Source organism: Sphingorhabdus sp. (genome assembly GCF_046292425.1).
Taxonomy (GTDB): domain Bacteria; phylum Pseudomonadota; class Alphaproteobacteria; order Sphingomonadales; family Sphingomonadaceae; genus Sphingorhabdus_B.
The window spans coordinates 1-18,391 of sequence record NZ_JBKBQV010000052.1 but is presented as its reverse complement, the minus strand read 5'-3'; the positions used below and the strand labels follow the sequence as shown (position 1 = coordinate 18,391).

Below are 18,391 nucleotides of genomic sequence, written 5' to 3'. Positions count from 1 at the left end.
AGGAAGGTCTGACCGTTCTCGAGTATTTCAACTCGACCCACGGTGCCCGTAAGGGTCTGGCCGATACGGCGCTTAAGACGGCAAACTCGGGTTATCTGACTCGCCGTCTGGTGGACGTCTCGCAGGATTGCACCATCGTTGAAGTCGATTGCGGTACAGAGCGTGCGTTGGAAATGCGGTCCATTGTTCAGGGCGGTTCCACCATCGCCTCGCTTGGTGAGCGTGTCCTTGGCCGTACCACGGCGGAAGACATCATCGGCCTTGATGGCAAAGTGCTCATCCCTGCCGGAACCTTGCTTGACGAGCCAATGGTTGCAGCCATGGAAGAAACCGGCATTCAGGCCCTGAAGATCCGCTCGCCTTTGGTGTGCGAATCCAAGGTCGGTGTGTGCGGCACTTGCTATGGTCGTGACCTTGCACGCGGTACGCCAGTGAACATCGGTGAAGCTGTCGGCGTTATCGCTGCCCAGTCCATTGGTGAGCCTGGCACGCAGTTGACGATGCGTACCTTCCACATCGGTGGTGCCGCCCAGTTGAACGAGCAGTCGAACCTTGATGCAACCGCATCGGGTAAGGTCATGTATCGCGATCTGCCGAGTATCGTCGACAAGCGTAAGAAACGTTTGGCAATGGCGCGTAACGGTGAACTGATCATCGTCGACAAGGACGGCCGCGAAATGGAAATTCACCGTCTGCCTTATGGTGCGACGTTGGCCTTCCCTGAAGGTGCCGAAGTCAATGTCGGTGACCGTCTGGCGGAATGGGATCCATTCACCATGCCGATCATCACGGAAAAATCGGGTGTTGTGAAATATCAGGACCTGATCGACGGCAAGACGCTGACCGAACAGACCGACGAAGCAACGGGTATTGCCCAGCGCGTCGTTATCGAAGATCGTGCCGGTAGCCGCACCAAGAAGGAAGACCTTCGTCCCCGCATTACCTTGTTGGATGACGATAGCGGCGAAGCTGCGCGTTATCTTCTGGGTGTTGGAACGATGTTGTCGGTTGAAGACGGTGCAACGGTTCAGGCTGGCGACGTTCTCGCCCGTGTGACTCGTGAGTCTGCCAAGACCCGCGATATTACCGGTGGTCTGCCACGTGTTGCCGAATTGTTCGAAGCGCGTATTCCAAAGGACAATGCGATCATCGCCAAAATCTCGGGCCGGGTTGAATTCGTCCGGGACTACAAGGCAAAGCGCAAGATCGCGATCGTACCGGAAGAAGGCGATCGGATTGAGTATCTGATCCAGAAGTCCAAGGTACTTGACGTTCAGGAGGGCGATTTCGTTCGTAAGGGCGACAATCTGATTGCTGGTTCACCAAACCCGCATGACATTCTTGAAGTCATGGGCATCGAAGCCTTGGCTGAATATCTGGTTGCAGAAATTCAGGAAGTGTATCGTCTGCAGGGCGTGAAGATCAACGACAAGCACATCGAAACGATCGTTCGCCAGATGTTGCAAAAGGTTGAAATCACCTTTGGTGGCGACACGACTTTGCTTCCTGGTGAGCAGGTCGACCGCGAAGAAATGGACGCAATCAATGCGAAGTTGACCAAGGGTCAGGCGCCAGCAACGGGTAACCCCGTTCTGCTCGGCATCACCAAGGCATCCTTGCAGACACGTTCGTTCATATCGGCAGCATCCTTCCAGGAAACCACACGCGTCCTCACGCAGGCCGCTGTGGAAGGCAAGAAGGACATTCTGACCGGATTGAAGGAAAACGTCATCGTTGGCCGCCTCATCCCTGCGGGTACTGGCTCTGCCATGAACCGCATGCGCATTGCAGCGACCAGCCGCGACGTTGCCCTTCGCGCGAGCTATAAGAAGCTTCAGGAAAGCCTGATTGCGCCAGAAACAGCTGCTGAAGAGCATGCTGCCGAACTGGCACAGGGTCCTGAGGCAGCTATCGGCGACGACCCACTGGGCACCGTCACTGGCGTGACGCACGGTACGGATGCGGATGCTGGCGAATATCTGAACGATTGATCGTTCAGTCGAGCCATTAACAAAAACCCGCCGGGAGCAATTCCGGCGGGTTTTTTGTGTCGCTTTTAAAAAGACGGGCAGGATGGCGTCAGAATTTACCTGACAGCGACAGTTGCAGCAACGGATCCAGACTGCGTTCGCGGTTAACGATTTGGGCCAATGCGTTTGATGCGCGGGTTCCGTTGTAAATAAAACGATCTCTATTGAAGTTGGCCATATCGGTGACCTGAAAGCGGATCGTTCCGAGCTTTAACTTGCTATATTCGACGAAGATGGTGGTTCTGGTGCCCTCTTGCTGACGTCGGATTTCATTAAAGAAATAAGCAGAGTTCGCATCTTGAACACTGAAGGATGCTCCATAAACGAGTCCTAACGCTGCCACGTCATAGCGGACATCCCATTGTTGATGCCAAAGTGGCCGGTTCGACATACGCCGTTTCAAGCTGGTGACCGGATCAGTGACGCGGCTGCCATGATAATGGCCAACATAGCGCACTTCCATACCAATAATGCCAACAGGCTTGGTCAACCAGTCAAGCGGCAGGGTGATATCGAGTTCACCATTCCACCTGCTGCTATTGCCAATGTTGCCGGTACCATCAAACTGGGCCGTAATATTCCCGCTAACATCGCGGATGGTGATGGGCACCAAATCTTGCGTGTCAGTAACGATTTGATAGTCCCCACGAAACTGTATGCTGCCGCGATCGAGAAATTTGTGCCGGACAAGCGCGGAGAGCGTCGTGGTTTTTTCAGGAACAAGCTCAGCATTACCAGCGTCTACCTGATTGCCGACTGTAACATCGACAGATGTCGCAAATTCATTGAAGTTAAGCTGCGCAACCTGGCGTTCCGCGCGCAGTTCCAACGTGGTCTGCGGACTAACCGTCCAGGTCGCGATAGCTCTTGGTTTGATAAAGGTAAAGCTGCGCGCAGCGGTGCTGTCGCCGGACAAGGTCAGCTTTGAAAATTCCGCAATTGCACCAGCTTCGATTTTCCACGCCGGACCTGGCGTCCAAACGTCACTAATAAAGGGTTCAAAACGACTTTCCTCGACCAGCACATTTGAAGCGGGGAAGTTTGTCACTGCGCCCGCAACCGAGTTGGCAACGCTGAAGCGAGCGTCCAGGCGATTGTAAGCCATCTCGGCACCAAATTGGATCGCATGGCTTCCAATACCGCTCCAGTCGTTCTGCATACGTACAACAGCCTCTGCAGGCCTGTTCCGGCTTCGTGTTTCAAACAGCGTAACGGGCTGTCCTACGCGCGCGATTTCGATGCTGCTGTCGTTGCTTTCCTGCCCCGAACGGTAAAGCGCCACAATTTTTGTGTTCGTCTTTGGCAGAAGGGTCAGTTCAATGTCCCCACCCAATTCATAGTTCAGGTCACTAACTGGTCCGCCTCGCAACAAAAGCTCATCCCCAGTATCGTCACCAGTTTCATTGAAATAATCGGCTTCGCGGATGTCAAAACCATCGCTCCAGCGTATTTGGCCGTTTATATTGACTTTTGCAGCGCCAAGCTTTGTCTTGATCGCGCCACCAAGCGCAGCTTGGTCATAGCCGCCTTTACCATTATAAAAACGACGTTCGACCAATGCCGCTGATGCGGTTTTGAAGTCTTCGGGTCCAAAGCCGTAGACCCGCTCCGAATAGGACGAGAAGTTCAATTCATAACTGGTGTCTCCGCGGCGGAGTGTCGCAGACGCGTTGCCAGAAGGCTGGAAGCCGTAACGCGATCCCGCCACGATGGTGCCTTCGTAGGTACCGTTCAGCCTGGCGGTGCGTTTGCGCACGACATTGACGACTTGCCCCTGTCCCTGCGTTTCGGTGTCCGCCCCAGCCCGTTCTGACAGCGCAATAAACTCCACCTGGCTCGCTGGTATGCGCGACAAGATCGTAAGGATATTATCCGATTTCGTGGAAGGGCGGTCACCGTCAATCAATACATTCCCGGCATTTTCGCCAAAGCCCCGGCGGCCTTCTCCTGCGTCAATGGAAAAGCCGGGTATGCGTCTTACCATGTCGAGCGCTGTCACCGGGGCGTAATTAGTAAAAAAATCGGGTCGGAATTGGCGTTCACCCGCCTGTGTAGCCGGAACGACCGGGTCGGCGTTATCGTCATTTGCATAAGCAATGCCAGGCACAGCCATAATAGTCGCCGCTGTCACCAGCGACGCTTGACCCATTTTTAAATTAAACATGGAACCTCCCGTACGTCCTGCGCATATTACTCTGCTGCAGTCTGAATACGGTGTAGCAGTACCCTATAATTACCCGTTAGTTGCCTTCGACCAACGAGACGCTCCATCGACGAGCTACATAAATGCCGTGGTTTACCGCCGTTAGTCGATGCACCTAGCCTGTTCGCAGATAAGCGCCTTAGATGGGACGGTTCTGTTCGTCTTCGATCTGATCGCTAATTTCATAAGCCTTTTTGCAGGCATTTTCGTCGCCATCGGCGCATCGTTCCCGGGCTTTGTCTCGCTGTCGGGCGAGCTTCCCCAAATTTTCTTCGCGTTTACGCAGTTCGCGTCCTCGCTTTTCGTCTGACTCCGACTGGCTGGTCGTGAGGACATCTGCAGTCTTGGAAACAATCTTGACCGGTGCCGTCACGATGTCACCGACAACCGACGCCACGCATCCCGGCAACAGCACCAATGACATCATAGCCAATATCAAACGCATATTCCCCCCGGACATGTCTATTTCCCGCATTCAGTTATTTAAGCAAGTTCACTGCAATTGCGCGAACCTGATCTGCCATGTCCGGTCGTTGAAGTGCTAACGCCAAATTCGCCTCTATATAGCCAACTTTAGATCCGCAATCATATCGGTTCCCATCAAATGTGACAGCATTGAACGGCTGCTTCCCAATCATCTGCGCCATCGCATCGGTTAACTGGATTTCACCGCCTGCGCCTTTTTCCTGTCCTGCTAGAATGTGCATAACCTCTGGCTGAAGGATATAGCGCCCCGACACAATAAGGTTTGATGGTGCATCTTCAACCTTCGGTTTCTCAACCAGGCCCAAAACTTCGGTTATCGCCCCGTTCGCACCGCCGGGGGCTATGACGCCATAGCTTGATACGTCCTTGTGCGGCACTTCAAGCACGCTGATGATGTTGCCGCCTACCTCTTGATACGCATCAACCATTTGCTTCATGCAACCGGGCGACCCGTGCATAAATTCATCGGGAAGGAATATGGCAAAAGGTTCGTCACCAATGATGTCACGCGCGCACCAGACTGCGTGCCCAAGGCCCAATGGCTCTTGCTGCCGGACATAGACGCAATTGCCTGGCGTAAGTCGCGTACTCGCCAAGACCGACACGTCCTTGCCGCGTGATGTCATGGTATGTTCGAGTTCAAAGGCAATGTCGAAATGATCTTCGATGGCGCTCTTGCCGCGACCAGTGACAAAAATCATTTGCTCGATGCCCGCCTCCCGTGCTTCGTCCACTGCATATTGAATAAGTGGGCTATCAACGATTGGCAGCATTTCCTTGGGGATTGCCTTTGTCGCTGGCAGGAAACGGGTTCCAAGGCCAGCGACAGGAAAAACAGCTTTGCGTACAGGTATATGTGTCATCATGCTTGCTTAACGCACGAAACCGCATTGTCTACGCAGACTCGGCGAGCCGTTCTGCAAATATTTTTTTCAGCTTTGCCAATTTCGGAGGGATCACCGCAAGGCAATAAGGATTACGCTGTCCCTCGCCGTCCCAGTATTCCTGATGATAATTCTCAGCCGGATACCAAGTCGCCGGGCCTTCGATAGTGGTGACAATAGGCGATGGCCAGTCGCTTGCGGCTTTTAAAATGCCCGCTTCAGCCTCCGCGCGCTGTTGTTCAGACAAGGGGAAGACGGCTGACCGATATTGGGTACCAATATCGTTACCCTGCCGGTTCAACTGGGTCGGGTCGTGGGTGGCAAAGAATATTTCGAGCAAGTCAGCGTAACTTATTACGTCTGTGTCAAACGCGATTCGGATTGCTTCTGCATGTCCGGTGCTGCCACTGCACACCTCTTTATAAGTAGGATTTACCGTGCTTCCGCCGATATAGCCGCTTTCAACGCTGCTGACGCCGTTAAGTTGACCAAACACAGCCTCGGTGCACCAGAAACAACCTCCGGCAAAAATGGCTTCATCTTGAGACATATTCTATCCTTGAACCTGGGCAGAATTTGCGGCCTCCGCCGCATCTCCGCGCACCACCAGCAGGTACATGGCTGGCGTAACGATACGTGATAGTAAAGTGGAGGAAATCAACCCCCCGATCAGTACGATTGCAAGCGGACTGTAAAGGCTGCCGCCAAATAAGGCGAGGGGCATCAGGCCACCGATAGCGGTTATGGACGTCAGAAGCACGGGAAGGAACCGCACTTCCCCTGCCTTTTCAATAGCTTCGCGCAAGCCAAAGCCGCGCTGTCGTAACTGCGTCGTGAAGTCGACCAGCAAAATAGAATTCTTAATCTCGATCCCGATCAATGCAATAAAACCAATTATCGCTAGAAATGATAGATTATTGCCCGTTAACACCAACGCGATGAGGCCACCAAATGTCCCCAAGGGAATGACACCTGCGACCACCAAAGCCTCTTTGAACCGGCCAAACTCTGCGACCAATATGGCAAATATGCTGAACAGGGCCACCATGACGACTGGCCCGAACCCAGCAAATGTATCGTTGATTTTTTCGGCTTCCCCGCCGACCGCTATCGAATAGCCGGGTTTGAGCGGAATTTCATCCATCCGCTTCTGCGCATCAATATTCACCTTGGATACAACAACGCCGTCGGAAATCTGGGCGGTGACGCCGACATAGCGTTGCAAATTATAACGATAAATAGCGGCGGGCGTCGATTCCAGTATAGGGTTAGTAATTTCTGCCAATTGAATGGCCTGCCCGCTTTGATTGGAAACATAGATCGATTCCAACGCCGAAACCGGCTGTGTCTCTGCGAGTGGCAGGCGCACCACGACCGGGTAGCTGTCACCTTCATTATCGCGATACGTACCTGCGCGCTCACCGCTTAATGCAAGCCGGATGGCCCGCCGTGCGGAACCCGCTGGCACGTCAAGCAACGCTGCTTTCGCATCGTCCACGCGAATGTCCAAGTCAACTTTATCGAATGCGACTGGGTTGTTGATGTCTCTTGTGCCGGGGGTATCGCGCAGTGCCTGCTCCATTTGCCCCGCCAGACTCTTCAGCTCCTCTTGATCTGGTCCATATACGCGGAATTCAACTGGTGCGTTGATTGGTGCGCCATTCTGAAATAATACCAACTTAATCCGCGCGCCCGATATCTGATCTAATTGCTTGCGCAACCTGTCGACCATAGCGCGTGATTTCGAACCCTCCCAATTATCCATAATCGCCAAAACCTCGCCATGTGTCGGGTTCTCTCCGCGCTGGAATACATTGTAGAAAACCGGCGGGTTGTAAGCGCCGACATTTTCGGCACGCACTTTGATGGCTGGTTCGGTTTGCAGTATTGCGGAAACTTGCGCGACGATCCGGCCAGTTTCAGCGATGCTTGCGCCTTGTTCTGCCTCAACCGTGACCCGGAAATAGGAAGTGTCAGCGTTCGGAAAAAGGCTAAAGCCAAGCAGCGGCACCAGAAGAAATGCAGCGCATGTTCCTATCAACGCGCCCCATACTGATCTGCGTGGCCGATCGAGCGCCCAATGCAGCACCGGGTGATAAAACCGATCAATTTTGCGCATCAGCCATTGTAAAAGCGGACTGCCTTCCTCGGGTTCATCACCCTTCAGAAGACGGCTGGCGAGAAACGGGACTATGGTCAGCGATACAATCATCGACGCCGTGATTGTCGCAACAATTGTGCCGATAAAGCTTTGGATAAATTTGCCGGCACCCTCCGGCAAAAAGAACAAGGGCAGAAATGCGAATACCAAAACGCCCGTGGAGCCCAAAACAGCCATAGTGATTTCTTTTGTGCCTTCTATGGCAGCCTCGCTCCGGCTTTTGCCCATTCGTAAGTGCCGGGCGATATTCTCGACAACGACAATCGAGTCGTCGACCAACAAGCCCAATGTCAGGATGAATCCCGCCACAACCAATTGGCTAAGGTTGAACCCATAAGCTGAAATTGCCAACAGCCCGGAGGCGATCGACAGTGGTATCGAAATCATGACGATTACCGATGCCCGCCATCCGAGCGGCAAAAGCGTAATAAGCACCAAGAACAAAGCGATGGCAAAATCCCGAGCCAACTCGTTCAGGCGTTTCCTGATATCCTTGCTTTGATCGAACTGAATGACGGCTTGAATGTCGGGTGGGAGCAAATTCTGTTGCCGTTCGAGTTCTTCGACGAGGCGGTTGCGTAACTTTGTGGCGTCGGTACCCTGTTTCTGATTGGCCGTAATGAAAACGGCACGCTTGCCATTGTGGCTAACTTTTACCCGCTGTTCCGCTGCGCTTATGTTGACGTCCGCGACGTCTCCGACGCGAATTATTGAGCCGTCGCTTGTTCGGACGGGAAGGCCGCGTATCTTTTCCAAGTCGCGGAAGGCGCCACCGGTTTCAACGTTAAACCTGCGTGCACCGCTGGTCACGGCACCGGCCGGAACGTCCGCACCGCCCGCCCGGATAGCGTCGACAACGACGCTGGCGGGCAGCCGCAACTCAGCTAATCTGCCTGAATTAATTGCGACACTGATTTCCGGCTGCGGGAGCCCGTAAATCTCAGCTTGGCGAACCTCCTTATACCGCCCCAAGGCTTCGCTGACATCGCGGGCATATTTCTCCAAGCGATACCAGCTTGCGCTGTCACTCAGGAGCGCGATTTGCAAAATTGAGGTATTGGTGGTGCGGATTTTCTCGAACTGCAATCCCTGAAGATTCGACGGGAGCTGGCTGCGGATTGCACTGACTTCACGTACAGTATCGTTGAAATATTGGTCCGGATCGCCGGACCAGTCGAACTCCGCACGAATGACGGCGTTACCGTCGCTGCTAGCGGACACGACGCTTTGCACATCCTCCAACCCCTGGACCAGTTCCTCTATTGGCTTGGTGATGGTCTGCTCGATCTCGGCTGCATCCGCCCCCGGCTGAGATGCAATGATCGACACGACGGGCATCGAAAAATGGGGGTCCACGGCACGAGGAACCTGTTGGAACGCAGAGAAGCCCAAAGCACATAGCAGCGTGAAAAGCACAAGTGTCAGCTGCCACCTGCGAATTGCGAACTCCGCGAAATGCATGGACTAGGGCTGCCCCTTGACGATGCGCACAACAGAACCCGTCCGCAGTTTCTCCAATCCAGATGTCACTATTCTGTCGCCCGGCTGAATCTGCCCTGACACCGTCACATATTTGTCAGTAACCCGATCAACCGCAACATTCCGGGTCTCAACGCGGTTCTTGTCGCCAAGGACATAGACGAGGCCTTCTCCAGTACGGACACCAAATAAAGCGCTCGCCGGGATCTGTAGCTGTTCCCCGCCCCCGGACGCTGGAAGCCGGATGGTCGCTGTTCCTATTTGCCCCGACCGCAATGTTGGCCGACTTGGAAGACGAAACTGCACCGAGAAGGCGCCTGTCGACGCATTGGCTCGCCCGTCGATTTCCGAAATGGTCGCAGTCAGTGGTGCGTCCCCTGCTGATTCAATCGAAATGTCCGCCGCCATACCGACGCGCAATTTGGAAGCATCGCGGTCCACGATTGGAACGCGAAACACAAAGCCGTCGTCAGCCTCTCCCAACATGAGCGCTGGGGTTCCAGCGGCGATAACTTGCCCCACCTGCACATTGCGCATCAGCACAACGCCGCTTGATGGCGCATAAAGCTGCGCAGTGCTGCTCGCAAATCCAGCCTGCCGCACACGCGCTTCTGCGCCCTTTAACGTCGCCTCCGCTGCCTCATATCGCGCCTTGGTTATCCAGCCATCGGCGTAAAGCGAGCGTACGCGTTCAAATTCTGCCCGCGCACGGTCACGTTCGGCGGTCGCAACGCTCATATCCGCACCCACGTTCGTGGTATCAAGCGCAGCCAACAATGCACCGCGCTTTACAAGGTCTCCCTCTTCGAAACGCACGACGGCAACCTTGCCCGCTGTGGTGAAACCCAAAGGCGTCTCGCGGCGGTAGCGCACTGTTCCGACGGCGTTAATTTCACGTTCCAAGCTCTGATTGCCTACCGTAAAAATCTCAACGGGCATGATAGCCTCAACCGCGACCTTGGTTTCGGTTGTACTATCGCCACAACCGGCAAGCGGAGCCAGCAACAAAAGCCCAGTCAAAAATCTTGAAGATACTGGCAAACGGCCCTCCCCTGCACTGCTCCACCGTCATTGATAGGTGAATTCTGCACAGGATGAAATAGCGTTTTAATATGCAACTTATTTTACAATTTATCCGCTGTTAGTAACGGTGGAGGTCGCAAACCATTTTTGGCAACTGCTTGCTCTATCAGGGCAATTTCCTGCTGCATCACGCGCCGCCGATTTTTCCAACGCAAATGTGTGCCGACGGAGAGAACACCAAGGCCCGTGTTGCGGCCATATCGTTCTATAAACCGCAACGCTGCGGCGGTGTCATAGCCTGCGTTCGCCATCAACCAGACCGTTAGCCGATCTGCCTCTACTTCAGTCTCCAATATCAGCTTATTGCTATTACCATTGGCGGCAAGCCGTTGCCGATGTCCGAGCAGATTATGAGACATTTCATGGGCAACAACAGCCGCCAACTGAGACTCATCGTTAGCAGTAAAGGCCATCAACCCCTCGGTAACGCGGACCGACGCCCCGTCGGCACCTGCATCCAGCTTGGATTTCGTATCCAGCCAAAAGCGAGAAGCGCAGATTGCGGGAGGTGCAAGTGTGACCCACTTCGGGCCATTCGCCGTAGTCAACATAATGTCTGCTGTGCCGGTTGTGTCGAGCACGTCTGCCAGCATGTCTTGAAGCTTCTCCAATCGCGCGCTGGCTCGCTCGTTTTGGACGAAATTTGAGGCGGAAAGATTAACCCCGTTTACGGCCATAATTCCGTCGCCTGGCTTAATTCCCAATGCTTCCGCTGCGCCTCCGGGAACGACCACTGACACCGCAACTGGTGCGCGAAAGCCAAATGCGGCCTGCGCAATGGCGTGATCGGGATATTGCGACTTGTCATGAAGTACCCAGCCAGGGTTTCGGTTCTTGCGCGCACAAAAGGGCGCATTTGCAGACGCCAACCGATGGCCGACAATTGCCAGTCGCAAATCTTGCTTCACCAATGCTAGGTAGCCCGAGACATCCGGAGCTGCTGCGAATGCCGCTTGCGTGGTCGTCAGAGCCGCCAAGAGCAGGATGGCGGCCAGCAGCATCCTCACCGGACTGCTGCTCTCGAAAGTCGGTCGTTAATGGCAATGCCAATGCCCTCAAAGGGAATCGGCGCGACGGTGATAGTGCTCGCAGCGCTTGCATCGGCGTTGTGAAGCGCTTCAAACAAGTTCGCCGCGGCCTGCGCCAAATCGCCCGTTGCTGAGAGATTTGCGTCACCCGCAATTGCACCAAAGCCAATAAGATATTCGTCTGGCGCTGTTGAAGTAACGTTCAGTCGGACAGGTTTGGACGGCGCATAATGGCTGGCCATCTGCCCCGGAGCTTCAATCGACGCATTGTCAGAGGATAGCGGGGGACAACCCAGCAACTTTTCAACCGCAACAGAAGTCACCGGCCCCGGCCTTAAGACCTGCCAGCCATCATCGCGCACCGCAACGATCGTGGACTCCAATCCCGCCGAACAAGGGCCCCCGTCTAAAATCATCGGGACAGCCCCTCCAAGCCCCTTCAGGACATGATCCGCACGGGTCGGGCTGATTGACCCGCTCGGGTTCGCAGAGGGCGCAGCGAGGCTTAAATCGCTCTTTAGCAGCAGCGCCTGCATCACCGGATGTGCCGGACAGCGGATGGCAATCGTGGGAAGCCCTGCCGTGACGGCACGCGCGACAGGTGCGTCGGGTTGCAATGGCAAAACCAACGTCAACGGGCCCGGCCAAAACGCCTCCGATAATGCCTGCGCAGTAGCGTTGAACAGCCCGAGCGTTTCTGCGGCTTTCCGGTCGCGTACATGCACGATCAATGGATTGAAATCAGGACGCCCCTTGGCCGCATAAATATGCGCCACTGCCTCTGCGTTCTGCGCGTCAGCGGCAAGACCATAGACAGTCTCGGTGGGAATCGCGACAATCTGTCCCGCACGCAAAAGCTGTGCCGCAGCGGTAATCGCAGCGTCGTCAGCGGGCACAACCCAGCCATTCCCCAAGGTATTTGAGCCAAACATATTTCGCGGCTATAGGCGGTTGCACATCCGATTTAACAGGAATTTTTATCAACCATGGCGTTTTCAGCACCCGTCGCAGAACAAAATTTCGTCCTCAAGCACATCGTTGGTATCGATGCATTGGCGCAACATGAACGCTTTGCCGATGCGACCCCCGACATGGTACAGGCCATTGTTGAAGGCATTGGCGCATTTGCGGAAGGTGAATTTGCTCCGTTGAACCGCATTGGCGATACCGTTGGCGCGCGCTTGGTTGATGGCAAAGTCGTGATGCCCGATGGCTTTGTCGCGGCATATAAATCCTATGTCGCTAATGGCTGGGGCTCAATCAACGCGCCGGCGGAGTTTGGCGGCCAAGGCTTGCCCTTTTCTTTGGCGACTGTCGCGCTGGATTCTTTGGGCGCGGCCAACATGGCTTTTGCGCTGTGCCCAATCCTGTCGGTAGGCGCGATTGAGGCGATCAACCATCATGGCACCGACCGGCAGAAGGAGCTGTTTCTGCCCAAGCTTTCGACTGGGAAATATTCAGGCACAATGAACCTGACTGAGCCGCAAGCGGGTTCCGACGTCGGCGCGTTGAAGTCAACCGCTACTCCCCGCGGAGATGGCACGTACCAGATCAAGGGTACGAAGATATACATCAGCTTTGGTGACCATGACATGGCCGAAAACATTGTCCATTTGGTCCTTGCCCGCACGCCCGATGGCCCCGCCGGAACGAAAGGTATCTCGCTGTTTCTCGTGCCGAAATATCAAGTCACCGCGGACGGCAATATTGGCAAAGCCAATGATATCAAAGTTGTATCGATCGAACATAAGATGGGTATTAACGCTTCGCCGACCTGCGTCCTCGCTTTTGGCGAAGAAGGCGAATGCGTCGGCGAACTCATCGGTCCAGAGTTTGGCGGTATGCGCGCGATGTTCACAATGATGAACAACGCACGGCTGAATGTAGGCTTGCAAGGTGTTCAGGTCGCTGAAGCCGCCACGCAAAAAGCTATCTGGTTCGCGCAGGAGCGCATTCAGTCGGCCAAAGCTAGCGGCCCCTCGCGTGAGCCTGTCGCGATTATCGAACATCCCGATGTGCGCCGCATGCTGATGCGCATGAAGGCGGGGACTCAGGCAATCCGCGCCTTATTGTATCTCGCCTCAGGCTATGTTGACCGCGCCACGCTCGGCGATGCTGGCGCTCAGGAAATGGTCGACCTGCTGACGCCACTCGCCAAAACCTATGGCACCGACATGGGTAGCGAAATTGCGTCGCTTGGCATTCAGGTTCATGGCGGCATGGGTTTTGTCGAGGAAACCGGCGCAGCCCAATTTTATCGTGATATCCGCATTGCGGCGATTTACGAAGGTACCAACGGCATTCAGGCGGCTGATCTTGTTGGTCGTAAGCTTGCGATGCAGGGCGGCAACGTTATCCGCAATCATCTTGCAGCGATTTTGGCGGACGCAGCAGAAGAGTCTGGCCTAGCCGCGCTGGTTCGCGCAACAGCGGAAGTCACCGAACATATGCTTGGCGCTGAGGTCGATGACCGCTTGGCGGGTAGCTATGCCTATACCAACATGATGGCTGTAGCAACGTCGGGCAGGCTGATGTTGAAGCAACTGCGCGCCGCCCAAGCCGAAATTGCAAATGGTGACACTAGCGCGTTCTTGCGCGCCAAGGTTGCGGCATGCCGCTATTACCTTGATGTGATGGTGCCAGAAGCACTGGCTTTTAAGGGCAGTGCCATGGCAGGTGCAGAATTACTCTACGCGTTGGATGCAGAGGAGCTGGCGGCTTGAACGAGCAGACGCTTAAACGCATCGCTGAAGCACTTGAGCGGCTGTCACCCCCGCCAGCGCCGCCGACCGACCTGTCGTCTTTTCCGGCCTATCATTGGAACGGGACCGCCTTGGCAGCGGTGCAGGATTTCAAGCCACTGCCGCTTGACCTGATCGTTGGTGTCGACCGGCAAAAGTCAGACTTGTACGAAAATTGCAGGCGACATGCCTCCGGTGCAGCTGCGCATGATGTCCTTTTGTGGGGCGCACGCGGCATGGGCAAATCCGCCCTGGTAAAATCGGTCGTTGCTGCGCTTCAGGAGGATGGTTTCTTCATCGCCTTGGTCGAAGCGGCCTCAAGCCAATTGACGAGCCTGCCCGCATTATTCGAAGAGCTTGGCGCGTCTGGTCGGCGCTATCTTTTGTTCGTCGATGACATCTCGTTCGAGCCGCATGATCAGAATGCCCGGCTGTTGCGGTCCTTGTTAGAAGGCGGCGTTGAGGCGCGCCCGAACAATGTCCGGCTTTGCGTTACCTCAAACCGCAGAAACATCGTTGAACGCGATAGCAATGATCAGGCCGAGGCCATGAACGCCCGCGATTCCATCGACGACAGCCTGGCCTTGGCCGACCGTTTTGGCCTTAAGCTTGGATTTCAATATCCTGACCAAGACGCCTATCTGCAAATGGTCGGCAGCTATGCCAGCCATTTTGATCTGGACTGGGATGAAGCCGGTGCACTTGGCTTTGCGCAAGGACGCGGCGGTCGTTCAGGCCGGGTCGCGTGGCATTATACCGTTGAGCTTGCGGGCCGCGCCGGGCGAAAAATTTAGTTCTTCGCCCGCACGCGCCAAATAATATTGCCCACATCGTCGCTGACCAACAGCGAACCGTCCTTTGCCATTGCAAGCATTGTCGGGCGACCCTGCGCATTGCCGTCCTTGTCCAAGAAACCGGTTAGTACATTGACAGGCTTACCCGTGGGCTCACCTTTGGGAAACGGCACAAAGATAACGTCATAGCCGGACACAGGCTTGCGGTTCCAAGAGCCATGCCGCGCCACAAACGCGCCTTCAGTGAAGCTTGAACCGAGCTTGCCGTTATAGCCAAAGGCCAGCCCAAGCGGCGCCGTATGCGCGCCCAAAGCATAATCCGGGCGCCGTTCATATTCCCGCTTCTGCGGCTTAGGCGGCTTAACGCGGGCGTCGGTAAAGCCACCCCAATAATGCTGTGGCCAGCCATAATCCGCACCAAATTCAACGAGCGCCAAATAGTCAGGCACCATATCAGACCCAAGCATATCGCGTTCGTTTACAACCGTCCAAAGGCGGCCAGATTTGTCCCAATCCATACCGACGGGGTTACGTAAGCCAATAGCATAAGGAATTTTCTTGTTCTTCGCGATGTCATATTCAAACACCATGGCGCGGCCATTTTCGGTTTCCATGCCGTTTTCGCCAATGTTGCTGTTCGACCCCACGGCGATGTAAATTTTCGAACCATCGGGCGACGCCGCAAGGTTGCGTGTCCAATGGTTGTTCGGGGCAACTGCATTGAGCTTCGTGAGCTCTTTGCCGTTGGCGGTAATGTTGGTATCGCCCTCACTGTACGGGAACGCAATCAAAGCATCGGTATTGGCAACGTACAAAGTGTCGCCGATGAGAACCATACCAAAAGGCGAATTCAACCCTGTGAGGAAAGGCGTTTTCAGCTCCGCTTTTCCATCGCCATCGGCATCGCGAAGCAGGGTGATACGGTTGGCGGAAGGCACGCCGGCACCAGCCTTACCCATCAGCCATTTCATAACGAAGCCCTCGATACCACCGGTTTTACGCGGTGGCGAGTTCGTCTCGGCCACCAAAACGTCGCCATTCGGCAGCGTGTACATGTTGCGCGGATGGTCGAGGCCTTCGGCAAAGCGTTCGACAACTAGGCCAGGCGCCACAATTGGTGCTTCACCGTCTTGCCAGCGGTCGACCTCAGCAATTTTGATGGTCGGGAACGTCTGGGGGCGGCCAGCGGTGATCTCGGGCGAAGGACCGGTGACAGCATCAAGCGGAAGTTTCGCAACGTCGGGCCGGGTGATGTACCAGATACCAGCAAGCGCCAATACAATGACAATCAAAACGATGTTGCGTACGTGCTTCCACATATTTCAATACCTTCTTTAGCGACGCTTGCGGTCGATGAGCCAGATTACCAGTGCGATGCAGCTACCGATGGCCATGCCGATGACTGTCCCCGCAGAGGGCTGGTCCACCGCAACGCCGATTATGGCACCAATCAATAGCCCAAAGGCGATAAAAATGCCGCCGGCAAGGCGGGGCTGACTATTTTCTGTTTCTGACATATCGTCCCCTTGCCACCAACACCAATGCCCTAGCAAGCATGATGTGTATCCTTAACTTGCGCTAACCAAGTGCTTTGACCAAATTGCGAGATAGAATTTCTAAAGGCAGAGCACAGATAGGCATTTCCTAGATGTCTCTCTGACAACTTTAATAATGGGAAGTCGCAAAATCTATGTATCTGCCAATCTACGTCGAACCACATGATGTTTCACAAGCCGAAATGCTGATCGACAAGTTTGGCAAAACAGCAGGACTGGAAGCTGCCGAACGGGCGATGAAAAGCCGGAACGTCGGAAACCACCTGCATTATTGCCGCTGGCGGCAGATTGAGCGGCTGATTATCGTGTTGAACGGACGGACAACCTTGGGCACTGTTCACTGACAAGCATGCCGGTTGCATAACTGGCCCTCATCCGTCACGTTCCGTCATCCAACGACAGTAACGAGGCGTTTCCGCCGGCGCTGGTAGTGTCGGTGCATGTCGTTCGTTCTGCGCAGAACCGATAAAGATAATGCGGCCCACCTGCTTTGGGTCCAGTGCCTGACAGTCCCTCACCGCCGAACGGCTGGCTGCCGACCACTGCACCAATCATCGACCGGTTTATATAAAGATTCCCAACTCGCGCCAAATGTTCGACCATTATACTGCTGCCGGCAATCCGGCTGTGCAGCCCCATTGTCAGCCCAAAACCCTTCGCGTTTAACTTTGCGACGGTCGTCTCCAGTGTTCCGGCTTTCCATGTTGCGACATGAACAAGCGGGCCAAACCATTCGCGGTTCAAATCATTGGCGTCATCAAGGCGAATGACCGTGGGTGGCACGAACAAACCTTCAGCAGGCACGTTCACCTCATGCACAATACGGTCTTTTACGCTCGTCCGATAAGTCATCAAGGCATCATAAGCTGCTTGATCAATAACCGGTCCAATATCAGTGGCAGGATTAGCAGGATCGCCCACAACCAAGGTGTCCATAGCGCCGCGAAGCATTTCGAGCGTGTGCTCTGCGATATCATCTTGCAGAAGCAGTAGCCGCAACGCTGAACAGCGTTGGCCAGCGGACTGAAAGCCCGAAATTATTACATCGCGGACAACCTGTTCGGACAATGCGGTCGAATCAACGATCATCGCGTTCAAGCCACCGGTTTCAGCAATCAGCGGGACAAGTGGTCGGCTGTCGTCGGCGAGCAAATTGCGTGCAATGGCCTTGGCGGTTGGAACCGAGCCTGTAAACACTACCCCGGAGATGCGCATATCCGCAGTAAGCGCAGAGCCGACATCGCCGGCGCCAGTCACGATTTGCAACGCCTCCTCCGGGACGCCTGCCTCATGCGCGAGAGCAACTGCCAGTCTTGCGATAGCCGGCGTCTGCGGTGCAGGCTTTGCCACGACAGTATTTCCGGCGACCAAGGCTGCCGCGACTTGTCCCAGAAAGATTGCTAGCGGGAAGTTCCATGGTGCAATCGCGACCCACACGCCCCGGCCTTCGTGGCGCAGTACGTTGCGTTCGCCGGTTGGACCAGGTAGCTCTATAGGTGTTAAGTCAACGCGGGCACGAGCGGCATAATAACGGCAGAAATCAATTGCCTCGCGGACTTCGGAAAGCGCGTCAGCTATCGTTTTGCGCGCTTCTTGGACCGCGATTGCCATCAACCGGCTGCGATTGGCTTCCAAAAGATCGGCCAAGCGGACAAGGCAATCGGCGCGGATGTCAATTGGCGTGCTTGACCAAGCGGGATAGGCCGCAAGGGCGGATGTCACGGCTTCTGCTGGCCCCACTGTGGTGTTATCATCCAATTTCAATGGCACTGCTATTTCTGCAGCGATTTCCTTTAATATAGCCGAATCGTCCAGATCGATTCCCCGGCTATTGATGCGCTCTGGTTGGAATAGATCAGACGGCGCTGCAATCGCCGGGTGACGGCTACCGCCAACCGCCATGACCTTCTCGACAGGATCCGCAAGCAGTTCGTCTTCGCTGACTG

The 18,391-nt window shown here is 55.0% G+C and carries 14 protein-coding genes and 1 pseudogene; 4 read left to right on the top strand and 11 right to left on the bottom strand.

The window, feature by feature from the left end; translation table 11 throughout:
• A pseudogene (locus tag ACK4S7_RS10630) lies at window positions 1–1,991 on the top strand (DNA-directed RNA polymerase subunit beta'); the annotation flags it as partial.
• A gap of 88 nt (window positions 1,992–2,079) precedes the next feature.
• Here the strand turns inward: ACK4S7_RS10630 and ACK4S7_RS10625 are convergent.
• The 8 genes from ACK4S7_RS10625 to ACK4S7_RS10590 form a co-directional block, all read right to left on the bottom strand.
• The gene (locus ACK4S7_RS10625) at window positions 2,080–4,194 is read right to left on the bottom strand and encodes a hypothetical protein (protein ID WP_409646631.1); all 2,115 of its coding nucleotides are present in this window, start codon (window positions 4,192–4,194) and stop codon (window positions 2,080–2,082) included.
• A 178-nt stretch (window positions 4,195–4,372) separates the two neighbouring features.
• Window positions 4,373–4,693, bottom strand: a complete 321-nt coding sequence (locus tag ACK4S7_RS10620; protein WP_409646629.1) for a hypothetical protein — start codon at window positions 4,691–4,693, stop codon at window positions 4,373–4,375.
• A 19-nt stretch (window positions 4,694–4,712) separates the two neighbouring features.
• Complete coding sequence (galU, locus tag ACK4S7_RS10615) at window positions 4,713–5,582, bottom strand: UTP--glucose-1-phosphate uridylyltransferase GalU (RefSeq protein WP_409646635.1); 870 nt, start codon at window positions 5,580–5,582, stop codon at window positions 4,713–4,715.
• A gap of 31 nt (window positions 5,583–5,613) precedes the next feature.
• Complete coding sequence (gene msrA, locus ACK4S7_RS10610; protein WP_409646627.1) at window positions 5,614–6,153, bottom strand: peptide-methionine (S)-S-oxide reductase MsrA; 540 nt, start codon at window positions 6,151–6,153, stop codon at window positions 5,614–5,616.
• A 3-nt stretch (window positions 6,154–6,156) separates the two neighbouring features.
• Window positions 6,157–9,225, bottom strand: a complete 3,069-nt coding sequence (locus ACK4S7_RS10605; RefSeq protein WP_409646625.1) for an efflux RND transporter permease subunit — start codon at window positions 9,223–9,225, stop codon at window positions 6,157–6,159.
• Window positions 9,226–9,228: 3 nt separating this feature from the next.
• Window positions 9,229–10,263 (bottom strand): efflux RND transporter periplasmic adaptor subunit, encoded by a 1,035-nt coding sequence (locus ACK4S7_RS10600; RefSeq protein WP_409646623.1) that lies wholly within the window; start codon window positions 10,261–10,263, stop codon window positions 9,229–9,231.
• A gap of 104 nt (window positions 10,264–10,367) precedes the next feature.
• On the bottom strand, window positions 10,368–11,327 hold the full coding sequence (locus tag ACK4S7_RS10595) for a M48 family metalloprotease (protein ID WP_409646633.1): 960 nt from the start codon (window positions 11,325–11,327) through the stop codon (window positions 10,368–10,370).
• Between the two features lie 2 nt (window positions 11,328–11,329).
• Window positions 11,330–12,286 (bottom strand): L-threonylcarbamoyladenylate synthase, encoded by a 957-nt coding sequence (locus ACK4S7_RS10590; protein WP_409646621.1) that lies wholly within the window; start codon window positions 12,284–12,286, stop codon window positions 11,330–11,332.
• 54 nt (window positions 12,287–12,340) lie between these two features.
• Between ACK4S7_RS10590 and ACK4S7_RS10585 the strand changes: the two genes are divergently transcribed.
• Together ACK4S7_RS10585 and ACK4S7_RS10580 are read left to right on the top strand one after the other, a co-directional pair.
• Entirely contained in the window at window positions 12,341–14,077 is a 1,737-nt protein-coding gene (locus tag ACK4S7_RS10585) for an acyl-CoA dehydrogenase (protein ID WP_409646619.1), read from the top strand.
• Entirely contained in the window at window positions 14,074–14,889 is an 816-nt protein-coding gene (locus tag ACK4S7_RS10580) for an ATP-binding protein (protein ID WP_409646617.1), read from the top strand. Before ACK4S7_RS10585 ends, ACK4S7_RS10580 begins: the two co-directional genes overlap by 4 nt.
• Here the strand turns inward: ACK4S7_RS10580 and ACK4S7_RS10575 are convergent.
• Window positions 14,886–16,208: a PQQ-dependent sugar dehydrogenase gene (locus ACK4S7_RS10575; protein ID WP_409646615.1), complete on the bottom strand. Its 1,323-nt coding sequence runs from the start codon at window positions 16,206–16,208 to the stop codon at window positions 14,886–14,888. The two genes, ACK4S7_RS10580 and ACK4S7_RS10575, sit on opposite strands and share 4 nt — an antisense overlap.
• A gap of 15 nt (window positions 16,209–16,223) precedes the next feature.
• The gene (locus ACK4S7_RS10570; RefSeq protein WP_409646613.1) at window positions 16,224–16,406 is read right to left on the bottom strand and encodes a hypothetical protein; all 183 of its coding nucleotides are present in this window, start codon (window positions 16,404–16,406) and stop codon (window positions 16,224–16,226) included.
• 173 nt (window positions 16,407–16,579) lie between these two features.
• On the opposite strand from ACK4S7_RS10570, the gene ACK4S7_RS10565 reads away from it, so the two are divergent.
• The gene (locus ACK4S7_RS10565; protein WP_409646611.1) at window positions 16,580–16,789 is read left to right on the top strand and encodes a hypothetical protein; all 210 of its coding nucleotides are present in this window, start codon (window positions 16,580–16,582) and stop codon (window positions 16,787–16,789) included.
• A gap of 34 nt (window positions 16,790–16,823) precedes the next feature.
• Here ACK4S7_RS10565 and ACK4S7_RS10560 read toward each other — a convergent pair.
• Window positions 16,824–18,391: L-glutamate gamma-semialdehyde dehydrogenase (locus tag ACK4S7_RS10560; protein ID WP_409646609.1), on the bottom strand; the 1,568-nt coding region annotated here is incomplete at its 5' end.